Raw genomic sequence first — 15682 nt, forward strand, 5'->3', positions numbered from 1 at the left:
CCCGAATCCGCTGCCGTGCCCCCTGCTCGCCCGTCGGCCGCCCTCCGCACCACTTCGAGCCGTTGGGCGGTTCTGCTTGGCTGCCTGGCCCTCGGCATTCCGGTCTTTCTCTGGCAGCTCGGCGACACCGGCCTGGTCGACGAGACGCCGCCCCGCTTCGCCGAGGCGGCACGGGCCATGGCCGCAACGGGCAACTGGCTGACCCCCTGGGTCAACGGGCTGCCCCGCTACGACAAGCCCCCCCTGGTGTACTGGCTGATGGCCCTGGGCTACAGCCTCCCCGGCCAGGATCACTGGAATCCGCTGGGCACCTGGGCGGCCCGGCTTCCCTCCGGCCTGGCCTCGATCGGGGTGATGCTCAGCCTGGCCGACACCCTGGTGCGCTGGCCCCAGCCCAGCCAGGGGCACCCGACCGCCGCACCCTCCAGCCGCAGGGCCGCCCTGACCGCCCTGACGGCCACCCTGGCGTTCGTGCTCTCCCCCCTGGTGCTGCTGTGGAGCCGCATCGCCGTCAGCGACGCGCTGTTCAGTGGCTGCCTGGCGGTGGCCCTGCTGCTGTTCTGGCAGGCCTGGGCCGATCCCCATCGGCCCTGGTGGCCGGGCTGGCTGGTGCTGGGGCTGGCGGTGCTCACCAAGGGACCGGTGGCCCTGGCCCTGGCCGGCCTCACCCTGGCAGGCTTCGGCTGGCGCATGGGAGCCTCGCTGGCACTCTGGCGACGGTTGAGGCCGTTGCCCGGGTTGGCCCTCACCCTGGTGGTGTCGGTGCCCTGGTATGGGGCCATGCTCCTGGTCGAAGGGCGCCCGTTCTGGAACAGCTTTTTCGGCTATCACAACCTGCAGCGCTTCACCTCGGTGGTGAACCAGCACCTGCAGCCCTGGTGGTACTTCCTGCCGGTGCTGGTGGTGGCCAGCCTTCCCTTCACCCCGCTGCTGGGGCTGGGGCTGGGCCGGGGTCTCAGGGCGGCAAGCGCAAAGAGCCAGCCCCCCAGCTCCTCCCTGCGCTGCTTCGCGGCCTGCTGGTTGTTGGCGGTGCTGGTGTTCTTCACCCTGGCGGCCACCAAGTTGCCCAGCTACTGGTTGCCCGCCACGCCAGCCGCCGGTCTGCTGATCGCCCTGGCGGCCCAGGACGGCGAGGACGCAGCCGCTGAGGCTCCTGCCGCGGGGGGGGCGGGCCGCTGGTTCCCGGTGGCCCAGGGCCTCACGGCGCTGGTGTGCGGCGTTCTGGCGGCGGCCCTCTGGGCCTCACCGGCCTGGATCCCGCTGATCGACGATCCCGAAATGCCCACCCTCCCCCAGGAGCTGCTGGCCAGCGGCTTCGTCCTGCGGGCGGCCCTGTGCTTCAGCCTCGCCACCGTCGTCGGCTTCTGGCTCTGGCTCAGGGGGCTTGGGTCCGGGGGATCGAGCCGCGGCCAACCGCCAGGCTGGCTGCTGGGCCTGCAGCTGCCCCTGGTGGCCTTCCATCTGGTGGCGGTGTTGCCGATGTGGCACCTGGGAGATGGGGTGCGCGGTCGCCCCGTGCGCGTGATGGCCGCGGCGGTCACGCGGCTGGGCCGCCCCGGGGAGAGGCTGGCGATGGTGGGAATCCTCAAGCCATCGCTGCATTACTACAGCCGCAGGGTGGTCCTCTACGAGGGCACCTCAACCGATGGGGTGGCCAACCTGAGCGACCGGCTGCGCAGCGAACGGCGCCGCCACCTGGAGCCTTCCAGCTCCACCGCCTCCCCCACCGTGCTCGTGGTGATCGACGCGGCGACCGCCGCCCTTCCCCACTGGCGGCAACTCGATGGGACCCCCCTCGCCACCAGCGGCATCTACCGGCTCTGGCGCGTCGACCGTGGCCGCCTCGATCAGCAGGCCGGCTCCCTGCTGGGCTCCGGCAAGGCCAGGATCAGCTGGAGGGATCCCCACCCTGAGCGGTACTGACCTCCATCTCCTGGCGCTGACAGAAGCTGCACCGCCCCCAGCGACCCAGCTCCCCAGCCGGGCTCGGGCAGTCGCAGCAGGGGCAAGCGGCGATTCCGTGCACATCGATCCGGCTGGGATGGGCCGCCCAGATCCGGGACTCCTCTTCGGTGCCGGGGATGGGGGCGCTGTCGGGATGGTGCTGCTGGAAGCGCAGATCCCGCACCGGGAAGCCGGCACCGCGCAGGGCCCCCAGCAACTGGTGGCGGTTGTAGCGGAGGGCCTGCAACCACTGCGGATGGCTGGCGCCCACGCAGAGCATCCCGGCCTGCAGGCTGAGCGGCTGGCAGTGGGGCGCGAGCAGATCACCGGCGATGCGGGGCCAGGCCTGCCAGAGGGCGGCCAGGTGGCCATTGCGCTTCCACTGGCCCTGCAGGGCCGAAAGGCAATCGGCCAACCCCGTGGCGGGGGCCCTGGGCGGCGAGGTCAGGATCTGGAGGTTGCCGATCCGCCGAGTCTGGTTGCGGGGGGCGATGGCCATGGGCTGATCGTAGGTGCGCTCGACTGGGAGCTGATCACCAGGTGCGGTCAACCGTCTGATGCGGACTGTTCCGCCACCGCTACCCTCGGGGTCGACCCCTTCCTGATCCATGGGCTTCTTCGATCGGCTCAGCCGCCTGCTGCGGGCCAACCTCAACGATCTGGTCAGCAAGGCGGAGGATCCGGGCAAGATCCTCGACCAGTCGGTCACCGACATGCAGGCCGACCTGGTGAAACTGCGACAGGCGGTGGCCACGGCGATCGCCAGCCAGAAACGCATCCAGAACCAGGCGGAGCAGGCCGAAGCCCAGAGCAAGACCTGGTACGAGCGGGCGGAGCTGGCCCTCAAGAAGGGCGAGGAAGACCTGGCCCGGGAGGCCCTCAGCCGCCGCAAGACCTACCAGGACACCGCCACCGCCCTCAACAACCAGCTCAACAGCCAGGCGGGTCAGGTGGAGGCGCTCAAGAAGAGCCTGCTGGCTCTGGAGGGCAAGATCGCCCAGGCCAAGACCAAGAAGGACATGCTCAAGGCCCGCTCCCAGGCAGCCCAGGCCCAGGAACAGTTGCAGAGCGCCGTCAGCAGCCTCGGCACCAACTCGGCCATGGCCGCCTTCGATCAGATGGAGGAGAAGGTGCTGCAGCAGGAGGCCCGCAGCCAGGCGGCCGCCGAGCTGGCCGGTGCCGATCTCGAGAGCCAGTTCGCCTCCCTGGAGGGCGGCAACGATGTGGACGACGAACTCGCCGCCCTCAAGAACCGCCTGGAGGGTGGCCCGGCAGCCCTGCCCCTGCTGGCGGCCGACACCCCCACCCCCCAATTGGAGCCGGTCAAGGTGGCCGAGGTGAACGCCGAGCTCGAAGAGCTGAAGCGCTCGATTGACAAGCTCTGATGCGGATCGGCCGGTTTCGATTCATACAATCGCGACACCCGAAGCTGTGCCGTGGCCGTTGCCGAATTCACCGATGCGACCTTCCAGGCCGATGTTCTGGAGGCTGGCGGCACTGTGCTGGTTGACTTCTGGGCCCCGTGGTGCGGCCCCTGCCGCCTGATCGCCCCCCTGATGGCCTGGGCGGCCAGCAGCTACGCCGGCCGGCTCACCGTTGGCAAGCTTGAGGTGGATGCCAACCCCTCCACCCGTGACGCCTACCGGGTACAGGGCATCCCCGCCCTGATCCTGTTCCGGGGTGGCGTCGAGCTGGCCCGCCACGAAGGGGCGCTGGCCCAACCCCAGTTGCAGGCCTTTCTCGACGCCCATCTCTGATGCCGATCTCCCAGCGGCTGGGCCGGTTGGGCAACGGCGTCTTCGCCCGCAACGACCGTCGCAAGGCGGACTACCGCCAGCGGATTTCCAATGTTCAGGATGGCCAGGAACCCCTGCCGGCCCTGCTGGATCTTTCGCTGGGCTCCACCGATCTGCCGCCACCTCCGGTGGCGATCGCGGCGATGGCGGCGGCCCTGGGCCGGCCCGACAGCGCCACCTATTGCCTGCATGACGCCACCGGGCCCTTCCGCCGGGCGGTGGCCGCCTGGGCCGAGCGCCGTTTCGCGGTGACGGTGGATCCGGAGGCGGAAGTGCTGTTGCTGGTGGGGTCCCAGGAGGGCACGGCCCATCTGCCGCTGGCGGTGCTCAACCCCGGCGAGGCGGCCCTGCTGCTCGACCCCTACTACCCTTCACACCTCGGCGGCCTCCAGCTCGCCTGCGCCGAGCCCCGGTTCCTCGGCCTGCGCAGCGACCAGGGTTGGCGGCCCGATTTCGAGCAGCTCAGCACCAGCCAGTGGGAGCGGTTGAAGCTGATGGTGCTGGGCTTTCCCCACAACCCCACCGCCACCGTGGGCGATCAGGCCTGGGTGGATGGGGCTGCGGAGCGGGCGGCACGGCACGGCATCGTCTTTGCCCATGACAACCCCTACGTCGATCTGGCCCTGGAGGGGGAGGCGCCGGCCCTGCTGCGCAACCCGCTCTGGCGCCGCTGCGGGATCGAGTTCTTCTCCTTCTCGAAAGGGTGGTGCCTCGGGGGCTTCCGGCTGGCCTTCGCGATCGGCGCCGCGCCGCTGATCACCGCCCTGCGTCAGCTCAAGGGGGTGGTGGATTTCAACCAGTCGCTCGCCCTGCAGGCCGGAGCGATCGCCGCCCTCGAGCAGGCCCCCGAGTGGCCCGATCGGATCAAGGCCATCTACCGCCAGCGCCGCGACCGGATGACGGCGGCCATGACGGCGGCAGGCTGGATCGTGCAGCCGCCCTCGATGGCCCTGTATCTGTGGCTGACCCTGCCGCCGGTGGCCGGCTCCGCTTGTCTCGACTCAGAGGCGTTCTGCGCTGCCCTGCTGCGGCACACCGGTGTGGCGCTCACCCCAGGCAACGGCTTCGGCGTGGTCGGGGAAGGCTGGGTGCGGCTGGCCCTGGTGCATCCGATCGAGGAGCTCGAGGCCGGGGCGGCCCGGATGGGTCGCTGGCTGCGGACGCTCTCGGCGTGATCGGAGCGATCGCGGCAGAGCGGCGGCGGTTGCTGGCCAGGCAGGGCGGCCCCGCACCGCTCGCCTGGCGGCTGCATGGGCTGCCGGTCTGCGGCAGCAGCGAAGACCAGCTCACGCAGCTGCTGAGCGCCGGCGCCCGGCCCCCGCTGGCCGTGCTGGCCCGGCGCCAGCGCTTTGGCCAGGGCCAGCGGGGCCGGCCCTGGCTCTCGCCCCCGGGGGGGGTTTGGCTCAGTGCCGCCATGCCGTGGCCGGAGGAGCCAGGCCTGGCCGCGGATCTGGGCCTGGCTGTTGCCGTGGGCCTGGCCTTGCAGCTCGAAGACCTGGGCCTGAACGTGCAGATCAAGTGGCCGAACGATCTGCTCGTCGATGGGCGGAAGCTGGCGGGCCTGCTGCCGCGCCTGCGAATCCGCGGCGGCCGCATCCGCTGGGCCCGGCTGGGGCTGGGGCTCAATGGCTCCAACCGGGTGCCGCCTGGCGCGATCAGCGTGGCCGAGGCCCTCGGCCGGAAGCTGACGGCGGGGGAACGGGCGGCTCTCGCCGCCAGGGCGCTGATCGCCCTCGACTGGGCCGCCAGCCAGGGCCATGAGCCCGAGGCCGTGCGGCTGCAGGCGAATCGGCGGCTTCGGCTTCCCCCCCAGGCGGTGCCCTGGCAAGGGGAGCTGTGGCAGCCGCTGGGTCTGACCCGCGATGGCGGCCTGGCTCTGGCCCTGGGCGATCGTCGGGCGACGCTCACCCGCCGCTTCTGAGCCGGGCGACTGCGGACTGGATGCCGGGCTGGATTTCGACCCCCGTCCTTAGGATCCCCTGCAGCAAATGAACAGCCCCGTGAAACGCCCTCCTTCTCTGCCTGCCCTTGCCCTGGGCCTGGTCTCCCTGCTGGGAGCGCCCCTGGCCTGGGCGGAGCTGCGGGAGCCGGCCGCTGCACCGGCGCCGGCTCCAGCCGAGGCGAAGCCTGCCCTCACGGCACCCGCCACCTTGCCACCATCGGCGGCCACACCGCCGGCCTCCCTGCCACCGGCCCCGGCGCCCCGCACCATCCAGCCCGTCGCCAGTGATCCTCCGGCCATCCGACGCCCCGATCCCAGCCAGCTGCGGCAGTCGGCACCCCAGTCCTTTGACCGGGCCCTGGATCAACTGGTCCTGGATGGAACCGTCAGTCCGGCTGAGCAGGCCAGGGTCCGATCGGCCGCAGCACTTCAGCCGGGTGATCCGATCGCCCATCGCAGAGCCTGCGTGGCCGGTGCCCTGACCAATGCCGAATGCCGCGCCGTGGTGGTGCGCTGGCCCCTGGATCGCCAGGGTGCCGCTGGCTTCGATGGAGCCGGGATGACCTCCAGCCCCGGCAGTGGCGGCTTCGGCTTTGCCCGCCTGGGACCCGAAGGCGCCCCCCTGCCGCCCCTCACCGTGCCGGTTTCGGCCCTGCTGGCCGGCGCGGGCGGCAACTTCCGCCTTGCCGACGTGTTCCGGGTCACCCCCAGACCGGCGCCCCTGGTGGGCAACGGCAACCGTGGCCTGCTCTTCCCCCTGATCGGCTCGGCGGTCACCACCAGCAACTTCGGCTGGCGGCTCCATCCGGTGCTGGGCAGCTGGCTGATGCACGCCGGCCGTGATCTGGCGGCCCCCGAGGGCACGCCGGTGGTGGCGGCCCTCACCGGGAGAGTTGTGAGCAGCGGCCTGGCCGGGGGCTACGGCCTGGCGGTGGAACTGGAGCATGAGGGCCCCAAGCGCCGCACCCTCTACGGCCACCTTTCCGAGCTCTACGTCAAGGAAGGGGAGTGGGTGAAGCAGGGCACGGTGATCGGCCGGGTCGGCAGCACCGGGCTCAGCACCGGTCCCCACCTCCACTTCGAGTTGCGTCAGCCGGAGAACGGCGGCTGGGTGGCGATGGATCCCGGGGAACTGGATCCGGGCCGGGAGGCGATCGCCGGCAGCGACGCCATTGCCCTGCTGATGGGCCAGCTCCTTCAGAGCCTTGAGCGACCTGCCGCTCTGCCGCCGGCACCGAAACTCCAAGCTGCCGGCTGAGCCACCCCTGGCGGCAGAGGTCGCATGAGCAGAGGTCTCATGAACCCTGCCGCTCTCCAGGAGACCCTCCCCCTGTGGTGTTCACCGCCGGGACGATGCCAAAGGCGGCCTTGCCCGCTTCGCGGGCTGAGCCGCCGGAGGCATCAACCCGAGGGTGAACTCATCCAGCCACACGGCCGTCGAGGAAGTGCACGATTCGGCCGGCCCGGGCGGCCACCTCGTCTTCGTGGGTGACCATCACCACCGTCATGCCCTGGTCGTGCAGCTGATCGAAGATGGCCAGCACTTCCTGGGTGGTGTGGGAATCGAGGGCGCCGGTGGGTTCATCGGCCAGCAGCAGGGCCGGCTCGTTGATGATCGCCCGGGCGATCGCCACCCGCTGCTGCTGGCCGCCGGAGAGCTCGTTCGGCCTGTTCTCCAGCCTGTGGCCAAGACCCACCCGCTCCAGGGCCTCTCTGGCCCGTTCGCGCCGCTGGCGGGCCGGCAAGCCGGCATAGACCATCGGCAGCATCACGTTGTCCATGGCACTCATGTTCGGCAGCAGGTGGAACTGCTGGAAGACGAAGCCGAGACGCCGATTGCGCAGATCCGCCAGTTCATCGTCGCTGAGATCCTCCACGGAGGTGCCGCTGAGCAGGTAGTGCCCGCTCGTAGGGCGGTCCAGGCAGCCGATGATGTTCATGGCCGTGCTCTTGCCGGAGCCCGAGGCCCCCATCACCGCCACGTAATCGCCCGGCTCCACGGTGAGGCTGAGGTCGTCGAGGGCCCGCACTTCCGTGTCGCCGGCACCGTAGACCTTGCTGACGTGGCTCAGAAGTGCCACCGGCTCCAGTGCCCTTTCCGTGGTCGGATCGTGCAGGAGCGTGGAGGTCATCCCACCGCCGAGCTGAGCGCACCACTGGCGATCGCCTGCTGGAGCATGGGGGTGCCGGCCACGGCGCCATTGGCCCAGTTGAACAACGGGTTGGAGAGAACACCACCAACGGCGGTGATCAGCACGCAGGCGACGAGGGCGGCGCGGAGCGGCTGCATTCCGGTGAGGTTCCAGGTGATCGGCGGATAGGCCTTCACCACATCGGAGGCCTCTTGGGGTTCCTTGACCACCATCATCTTGATCACCGAGATGTAGTAGTAGATCGACACCACCGAGGTGATCAGACCGACCACCACCAACAGGTACTGGTGGTCAGCCCAGCCGGCGAAGAAGAGATAGATCTTGCCGAAGAAGCCGAGCATCGGAGGAATCCCCCCCAGCGACAGCAAGCAGAGGCTAAGCCCCAGGGTGATCAGGGGATCCTTCTGATAAAGCCCGGCGTAATCGGAGATCCGATCACTGCCGGTGCGCAGGGAGAACAGGATGATGCACGCGAACGCGCCAAGGTTCATAAACAGATAGGCGGCCATGTAGAGCACCATCGCCGCGAAACCTTCTTCGGTGCCGCAGACCAACCCGATCATCACGAAGCCGGCCTGGCCGATCGAGCTGTAGGCCAGCATCCGCTTCATCGAGGTCTGGGCCAGGGCCACCACGTTGCCGAGGGTCATGCTCAGCACCGCCAGCACCGTGAACAGCACCTTCCACTGGGCGTCGAAGCTCTCGAAGCAGCCCACCAGCAGGCGGAGGGCCAGGGCGAAACCGGCCGTCTTCGAGCCCACCGAGAGGAACGCCACCACCGGGGTGGGGGAGCCCTCGTAGACGTCGGGAGTCCACTGGTGGAAGGGGACAGCGGCGATCTTGAAGGCCACCGTGGCCAGCACGAACACCAGGGCCAAGGCGGTGACCGGGGTGGCGCTGGTCTGCAGGGCCAGGCCGACGGCCTCGAGGCCGGTGGAGCCTCCCGTCAGTCCGTAGAGCAGGGAAGCTCCGTAGAGGAACACGGCGGCGGCGGCCGAACCGACCAGCAGATATTTGAGGGCCGCTTCGCCGGAGCGGGCGTCGCGCTTCATGTAGCCGGAGAGCAGGTAGCTGGACACAGAAAGGGTTTCCAGGGCCACGAAGATGCTGACCAGATCGGTGGCACCGCAAAGGAACATCGCCCCGAGGGTGGCCGCCAGCAGGATGGCGGCATACTCACCCACCGGCGTTCCGCTCTGCTCCACGTAACGCCAGCTGATCAGCAGCGAGAGCAGGGTGGAGGCGGCTACCACGGCGCGGAAGGCCACGGCCAGGTTGTCGGCCAGGAAGGAACCCAGGAACGAGGGCTCGACCGGCGCGTTCCACTGCAGGGCCAGCAGCACCAGGGCCGTGCCGAGGCCCGCGTAGCAGATCGGGGGAACCCAGCGGCTGGCGGCCTCCTCGCCGGCCAGATCCACCAGCAGGCAGACCAGCAGGGCGATGAGGATGGCACTCTCCGGGGCGATCGCACCGGCATTGAGCTGGAGGGCGGTGATCCCCAGCCCCGGCGGCAACGCTGCGGCCGGGGCTGCCTCGGCGAACAGGGTGGAAAGAGCTCCGAGCGGGATGATCACAGCTGTAAAGGACCGCCTGATGCTGCGGACTGTAGCCGCGCTGCGCAGAATCGATCGGCACCGCGGTCCGGTGATGCGATAAAGAGGGGAGCGGTTTTTCGCCTGCCTGTGGCGCACACCCTGGTCATCGTCGAGAGCCCCACGAAGGCCCGAACCATCCGCGGCTTTCTGCCGAAGGATTTTCGCGTCGAGGCGTCGATGGGGCACGTGCGCGACCTGCCCAACAACGCCAGCGAGATCCCGGCGGCCTACAAGGGCGAGAAGTGGGCGAACCTCGGCGTCAACACCACCAACGACTTCGAGCCGCTCTACGTGGTGCCGAAGGACAAGAAAAAGATCGTCAAGGAACTCAAGGACGCCCTCAAGGGCGCCGACCGTCTCCTGCTGGCCACGGACGAGGACCGGGAGGGGGAGAGCATCAGCTGGCACCTGCTGCAGCTGCTCGCCCCCAAGGTGCCGGTGAAACGCATGGTGTTCCACGAGATCACCCAGGAGGCGATCGGCCGCGCCCTCGACCAGACCCGTGAGCTCGACATGGAGCTGGTGCATGCCCAGGAAACCCGCCGCATCCTTGATCGGCTGGTGGGCTACACCCTCTCGCCGCTGCTGTGGAAGAAGGTGGCCTGGGGGCTCTCCGCCGGCCGGGTGCAGTCGGTGGCAGTGCGCCTGCTGGTGCAGCGGGAGCGGGCCAGGCGCGCCTTCCGCAGCGGCAGCTACTGGGACCTCAAGGCCCGGCTGGAGCAGGCCGGTGCCGGCTTCGAGGCCAAGCTCACCCACCTGAAGGGGGAGCGGATCGCCTCGGGCGCCGACTTCGACGAGACCACCGGAGGCCTCAAGGCCGGCAGCAGGGTGAAGCTGCTCAGCGAGGCCGAGGCCCGCACCCTGCAGGCGGCCGTGGCAACAAGCCCGTGGCTGGTTGCCGAGGTGGAGGCCAAACCCACGGTTCGCAAGCCAGTTCCCCCCTTCATCACCAGCACCCTGCAGCAGGAGTCCAACCGCAAGCTGCGGCTCTCGACCCGCGACACGATGCGCACGGCCCAGGGGCTGTACGAGCGCGGTTTCATCACCTACATGCGCACCGACTCGGTGCACCTCTCGGATCAGGCGATCCGGGCGGCCCGCAGCTGCGTGGCCGAGAAATATGGCCAGGACTACCTCAGCCCGGCCCCCCGCCAGTTCAGCACCAAATCCCGCAATGCCCAGGAGGCCCACGAGGCGATCCGTCCCTCCGGCGACCATTTCCGCACCCCGAAGGACACCGGCCTCGACGGCAAGGACCTGGCCCTCTACGAGCTGATCTGGAAGCGCACCGTGGCCAGCCAGATGGCCGATGCCCACCTCACCCTGCTCAGCGTCGAGCTGCAGGTGGGTGAAGCCAGCTTCCGCGCCTCCGGCAAGCGCATCGACTTCGCCGGCTTCTTCCGGGCCTATGTGGAGGGCAGCGACGATCCCGACGCGGCCCTGGAGGGGCAGGAGGTGCTGCTGCCCGCCCTTGCCGTCGGCGACACACCGGCCTGCCAAGGGGTGGAAGCCCTGGGCCACCAGACCCAGCCGCCGTCGCGTTACAGCGAGGCGGCCCTCGTGAAGATGCTGGAGAAGGAGGGGATCGGACGCCCCTCCACCTACGCCAGCATCATCGGCACGATCGTCGATCGGGGCTACGCCACCCTCGCGGCCAATGCCCTCACCCCGAGCTTCACCGCCTTCGCCGTGACAGCCCTGCTGGAGGAGCACTTCCCCGATCTGGTGGACACCAGCTTCACCGCCCGGATGGAAACCAGCCTTGATGAGATCTCCACCGGCAAGGAGCAGTGGCTCCCCTATCTGAACGGCTTCTTCAAGGGGGAGAAGGGTCTGGAAACCCAGGTGCAGCAACGGGAGGGCGACATCGACCCCACCGCCTCCCGCACGATTGCGATGGAGGGGCTGCCCTGCGTGGTGCGGATCGGCCGCTTCGGCGCCTACCTGGAGGCCAAACGGGTCGCTGACGACGGCACCGAAGAACTGATCAAGGCCACCCTGCCGGTGGAGATCACCCCGGCGGAACTCGATGCCGAGCACGCCGAGCAGATCCTCCGGCAGAAGACCGAAGGGCCGGAAAGCATCGGCGAAGATCCTGAATCCGGTGAGGCCATCTACCTGCTGTTCGGCCAGTACGGGCCCTACCTGCAACGGGGCCAGGTGAGTGAGGAGAACCCCAAACCCAAGCGCGCCTCCCTGCCCAAGGGGGTGAAGCCGGAAGAGCTCAGCCTCGACGCGGCCCTGGGCCTGCTGCGTCTGCCCAGGCTGCTCGGCGAACACCCCGATGGCGGCAAGGTGCAGGCCGGCCTGGGTCGGTTCGGCCCCTACATCGTTCACGACAAGGGCAAGGGCGAGAAGGACTACCGCTCCTTGAAGGCGGAGGATGACGTGCTGGAGGTGGCTCTTCCCCGGGCGATTGAACTGCTCGCCATTCCGAAGAAGGGCCGCGGTGGCCGCACCGCCCTCAAGGACCTCGGCAGCCCCGATGGGGAGGCGGAAAGCATCCAGGTCTTCGATGGTCCCTACGGGCTCTACGTGAAGCAGGGCAAGGTGAACGCCTCCCTGCCGGAGGGCAGCACCGCCGAAACAATCACCCTGGCCGAAGCGGTGGAGTTGCTGGCCGCCAAGGCGGGCAGCGCCAAGGCCAAAGGCCGCAAGCCGGTCACAGCCACCAGGGCCACCGCGACCAGGGCAACGTCCACCAAAGCCAGCACGGCCAAAGCCGCCACCAAAGCAACGCCGGCGGCCAGGAAACCGACCACCACCAAGACGGGCCGGCCCCGCGCCAGCGCCGTGCGGATCATCAAGGCCGCCACCAGTTGATGCCCGCCCCGCCAGGGTTGCTGCTGGGCACCACCCTGATGGTGGGTCTGCTGCTCAGCAGTTGCAGCGGCAACCCGATCGGCGAACGGCTGGCTGCCGGGTTCGATCCGCCCACCCCTGCGCCCAACTCTCCCCCAACCTTCGCGCCGGGCCAACCGTCATCGGCAGCGCCAGCACCCGTCAGGGCGAGCCCGCCGGACGCCCCCACCACGCCTCCCAAACCGACCCCACCCGCCCCCGAGGCCGTCGTCTTGGCCAAGCCCACCAGCGCGGCCAAGCCCGTCGCCGCGAAGACCTCCTCCGCGAAACCCGCTGCCGGCTCAGGCTCCGTGCCCTATCGGGTCACCCTGAAACTCCCCGCCGCCGACCCCGCTGCCCCGGCCGAGGCGGTCACCGAAGCCCTGCGGGCGGCGGGTGTCCGCTTCGAGGTGGAAACGATCGAGCGGATCCGCTCCACCAGCCCACTGGCGGGAGGGTCGTCTGCCAGCCCTGCCCCGGTGTCCAGCCAGGCTCCGCCCCCCCGCTGAGCCGTCGCCATGGCTCCTCCCTCCCACCAAATCAGCCGCCGCCAGGCCCTGCAGCTGGTGGAGACCGCCTACCTGGCTGCCGCCACCGCCCTGCTCTGGGCGGGGCTCTACTACCTGCCCGTCGGCGGAGCCCTGTTCCGCCTGGCCCTGCCCCTGCCTTTGGCCCTGCTGCAACTGCGCCAGGGCTGGCGCTCCGGCTGGGAGGGCTTGGTGGTGGCCTCCCTGTTGCTCGTTGCCCTGATGGGCCCGATCCGGGGGCCGCTGGTGCTCTTCCCCTACGGCCTGCTTGCCCTCTGGCTGGGCTGGGGCTGGGGACGGGCCTGGAGCTGGTGGCTCACCTGGGGGGGCGGGCTGCTGATCGGCAGCGCCGGCTTTCTGGTGCGGGTGGCGGTGCTCTCGGTGCTGCTGGGCGAAAACCTCTGGGTGCTGATCACCACCGCCGCCGCCGGGCTGCTGGAGCGGCTCAGCGGCCTGCTCAACCTGGGCCTCGGCCCCGACCTGCAGCAGGTGCAGGCCCTGGCCTTGCTGCTGGTGCTGCTGCAGAACCTGATCTATGTGCTGGCCCTGCACGCGGTGGCGTACTGGATCTTCCCGCGGCTGCAGGCTCCGATCAGCGAACCGCCGCCAGCCCTGCGCGCCCTGGTCAGCCTTGATCCCCTCTGAGTTCAGCGGCGATTCCGCCCAGGCCCATTCCTGGTGTGAGCGGCTGGAGGCGGGCTCGACGAGCGCCCAGGTGCTGCTGCTGCTGGCCGGCACCGAAACCGCCGAGGTCCCGGGCATCTCCGCCGCCGGCGCCACGGCAGCGGCGCGGCGCCTCACCGCCGCCGCGGATGCCGAGTTGCTGCTGCTTGGCCCTGGCCAGGGCCGGCCCCATGCCCTACCTCCCCTGCCGGCCGGGGTGAGCCCTGCCCTGATCTCCCATGTGGTCTGCCGTGAGCTGGCGCTGCACCCCCTGGTGGTGGATCTGGGCTGCCCCGTGGCACCAGCGGTTCCGCACCTGTGGTTGGCCCAGGCCCCGGCCCGCTGCCTGGGCACGGGGGCCGCCATGGCACCGGAGCGGGTGAGGAGCCTGCTTCGCCTGGGGGAGCGCTGGGGCCGGGGCTGGGGCCGCCGGCCCGGCCAGCCCCCCCTGGTGCTGGCCGAGTGCGTTCCGGGGGGCACCAGCACGGCCCAGGCCGTGCTGACCGGCCTGGGCATCGAGGCGGCCGGCCTGGTGAGCGGCAGCCTGCGGCAACAGGCCCATGGCCTGAAGGCCGACCTGGTGGAGCAAGGGCTGCGGGCCGCCGGCCTCTGGGCGACGCGGCAAAGCGGGACGGTGGATCCGCTCCGGGTGGTGGCGGCAGTGGGGGACCCGATGCAGCCCCTGGCCGCCGGGATCGTCCTGGCCGCCGCCAACTGTGGACTGCCGTTGCTGCTGGCCGGCGGCAGCCAGATGGCGGCGGTGCTCGCCCTCGCCCTCGCCCTTGCTCCCGCTGCCCTCAGATCGAAGCTGGTGGGGGGGGCCGGCCTGGCCACCACCGCCTGGGTGGCGGCCGAGCCGGACAGTGATCTGGCGCTGCTGCTGCGGCGGATCGGCGCACGCTGGCGGGTGGAGCCCCTGGCCTTTGCCACCGGTCTGCGGTTCCACGGCTGCCGCAGCCGCTCCCTGCGCGACTTCGAGCGGGGCTACGTCAAGGAAGGGGTCGGTGCCGGCGGCCTTGCCCTGCTCTGGGAGCTCTCCGGCCGGCCGCTCGCCCAGCTCCGCGAGGCCTGTGACCTGGCCTGTGAGCAGCTGGATGCCTCCTCCTAGGGTCCAGACCATGGCGGCCCCGTCCCCCCAACCCAGCCCCCTGAGCCGCCGCCGCCTCCTACAGTGGAGCGCGCTTGGCGGTCTGGGGCTGCTCACCGGCTGCGGCCGCCAAGCCGCAGCCCGGTTGGTGTACAGCCGTGGAGACCTGCCGGCCGCCTGGCTGAAGCGCTTGCCCGATCCCTGGCGGGGGGAGGCCCAGGAGGGCCCGGCCGAAGCCCTGGCCCGGTGGGCGGAGGCCGATCTGCTCCAGTGTCCCGACGGCTGGCTCCAGGAGCTCAACGCGACCCGGCTCCAACCCTTCACGCCCCCTGGTGCCGCTGGCGCCGCACCGCTTTTCGAGGGGCTGGCCCCCTTCGCAAAACCGGCGAGCCATCTGTTCGCCCAGCCGCCGCCCACCGTCGTGGCCACCGCCGCGGAAACGGCACCGATGGCCTATCCCTGGGCCTTCGGAACCTGGCTGCTGGTGCTGCGCAACCGCCAGGACCTGGCCGAACGCCGCTCCGAGGGCTGGAATCTGCTGCTGGATTCCAGCTTGCGCGGCCTGGTGGTGCTGCCATCGAGCCCCCGGGTGGTGATCGAGCTCGCCCTCCGGCAGATCGGTCGCTTCAGCCGGGAGAGCGGCGCCCTGGCCGATCCGCAGCTTGTGCCCCAGCTCAGGCGCCTGCGAGGCCAGGCCCGCTCCTTCGACGACCGCGACGGCCTCAACCTGCTGCTGCGGGGCAAGGCGGAAGCGGCGGTGGTGCCGAGCCAACGCTTGCTGCCCCTGCTGCGCAGTGATTCCCGCCTCACGGCGCTGCTGCCGGAGAGCGGCTCACCGCTGTGGTGGAACCTGCTGCTGCGGCCGGACCGCAGCCGCGAACCGGCGCCGCTGGCCTGGCTTCGCCAGATCGGCGAGCCTCCCCTGCTGTCGCGTTTGCTGGCGGCGGGTTGGGTCCCACCCCTGCAGCGCCCGACCATCGCCGCGGCCCTGGGGCAATGGCCCCAGCCCGTGGCTTCCCTGCTGTATCCCGAGCCGGCGGTGTTGGCGAACTGCAACTCCCTGCCGCCCCTGGGCGCAGCCGATCGGCGCAGCTACCAGAAACTCTGGGACCAGGCGGCTCCGGCCTGAGGCGG

14 protein-coding genes are annotated in these 15682 nt (G+C 70.4%); 11 read left to right on the forward strand and 3 right to left on the reverse strand.

Annotated features, from left to right (window positions below):
• Nucleotides 1-15: 15 nt before the first annotated feature.
• On the forward strand, nt 16-1923 hold the full coding sequence (locus KBY66_RS02235) for an ArnT family glycosyltransferase (protein WP_255087511.1): 1908 nt from the start codon (nt 16-18) through the stop codon (nt 1921-1923).
• On the opposite strand, the gene KBY66_RS02240 is transcribed toward KBY66_RS02235, so the two are convergent.
• Nucleotides 1889-2443, reverse strand: coding sequence for a DUF721 domain-containing protein (locus KBY66_RS02240; protein ID WP_255087512.1), 555 nt, complete (start codon nt 2441-2443; stop codon nt 1889-1891). The two genes, KBY66_RS02235 and KBY66_RS02240, sit on opposite strands and share 35 nt — an antisense overlap.
• Nucleotides 2444-2552: 109 nt before the next feature.
• Here KBY66_RS02240 and KBY66_RS02245 point away from each other — a divergent pair, with 109 nt between their 5' ends.
• The 5 genes from KBY66_RS02245 (at nt 2553) to KBY66_RS02265 (ending at nt 6940) form a co-directional block, all read left to right on the forward strand.
• Nucleotides 2553-3329: a PspA/IM30 family protein gene (locus KBY66_RS02245; protein WP_255087513.1), complete on the forward strand. Its 777-nt coding sequence runs from the start codon at nt 2553-2555 to the stop codon at nt 3327-3329.
• 51 nt (nt 3330-3380) lie between these two features.
• Nucleotides 3381-3701, forward strand: coding sequence for a thioredoxin family protein (locus KBY66_RS02250; RefSeq protein ID WP_255087514.1), 321 nt, complete (start codon nt 3381-3383; stop codon nt 3699-3701).
• Nucleotides 3701-4915: an aminotransferase class I/II-fold pyridoxal phosphate-dependent enzyme gene (locus KBY66_RS02255; protein WP_255087515.1), complete on the forward strand. Its 1215-nt coding sequence runs from the start codon at nt 3701-3703 to the stop codon at nt 4913-4915. Before KBY66_RS02250 ends, KBY66_RS02255 begins: the two co-directional genes overlap by 1 nt.
• Nucleotides 4912-5661: a biotin--[acetyl-CoA-carboxylase] ligase gene (locus tag KBY66_RS02260; protein ID WP_255087517.1), complete on the forward strand. Its 750-nt coding sequence runs from the start codon at nt 4912-4914 to the stop codon at nt 5659-5661. Before KBY66_RS02255 ends, KBY66_RS02260 begins: the two co-directional genes overlap by 4 nt.
• 79 nt (nt 5662-5740) lie before the next feature.
• The gene (locus KBY66_RS02265) at nt 5741-6940 is read left to right on the forward strand and encodes a M23 family metallopeptidase (RefSeq protein ID WP_255087518.1); all 1200 of its coding nucleotides are present in this window, start codon (nt 5741-5743) and stop codon (nt 6938-6940) included.
• Nucleotides 6941-7100: 160 nt separating this feature from the next.
• Here the strand turns inward: KBY66_RS02265 and KBY66_RS02270 are convergent, their stop codons facing one another.
• Complete coding sequence (locus KBY66_RS02270; protein ID WP_255087519.1) at nt 7101-7814, reverse strand: ABC transporter ATP-binding protein; 714 nt, start codon at nt 7812-7814, stop codon at nt 7101-7103.
• Nucleotides 7811-9406, reverse strand: coding sequence for an NAD(P)H-quinone oxidoreductase subunit N (locus KBY66_RS02275; RefSeq protein ID WP_399224708.1), 1596 nt, complete (start codon nt 9404-9406; stop codon nt 7811-7813). The genes KBY66_RS02270 and KBY66_RS02275 overlap by 4 nt, the downstream gene beginning before the upstream one ends.
• Nucleotides 9407-9517: 111 nt before the next feature.
• Here KBY66_RS02275 and topA point away from each other — a divergent pair, with 111 nt between their 5' ends.
• Genes topA through KBY66_RS02300 form a run of 5 tightly spaced genes read left to right on the forward strand, consistent with a single transcriptional unit; the run spans nt 9518 to nt 15677 of the window.
• A complete protein-coding gene (gene topA / locus KBY66_RS02280) occupies nt 9518-12253 on the forward strand; it encodes a type I DNA topoisomerase (protein WP_255087520.1) in 2736 nt (911 codons plus the stop codon).
• Nucleotides 12253-12780: a hypothetical protein gene (locus KBY66_RS02285; protein WP_255087521.1), complete on the forward strand. Its 528-nt coding sequence runs from the start codon at nt 12253-12255 to the stop codon at nt 12778-12780. Before topA ends, KBY66_RS02285 begins: the two co-directional genes overlap by 1 nt.
• Nucleotides 12781-12789: 9 nt before the next feature.
• On the forward strand, nt 12790-13443 hold the full coding sequence (locus tag KBY66_RS02290) for a DUF2232 domain-containing protein (protein WP_255087523.1): 654 nt from the start codon (nt 12790-12792) through the stop codon (nt 13441-13443).
• On the forward strand, nt 13430-14569 hold the full coding sequence (cobT, locus tag KBY66_RS02295; RefSeq protein ID WP_255087524.1) for a nicotinate mononucleotide-dependent phosphoribosyltransferase CobT: 1140 nt from the start codon (nt 13430-13432) through the stop codon (nt 14567-14569). Before KBY66_RS02290 ends, cobT begins: the two co-directional genes overlap by 14 nt.
• Before the next feature lie 10 nt (nt 14570-14579).
• Entirely contained in the window at nt 14580-15677 is a 1098-nt protein-coding gene (locus KBY66_RS02300; protein ID WP_255087525.1) for a hypothetical protein, read from the forward strand.
• Nucleotides 15678-15682 lie beyond the last annotated feature (5 nt).

It is taken from the genome of Synechococcus sp. Tobar12-5m-g, assembly GCF_024345415.1.
In the GTDB taxonomy this organism is placed as follows: domain Bacteria; phylum Cyanobacteriota; class Cyanobacteriia; order PCC-6307; family Cyanobiaceae; genus Regnicoccus.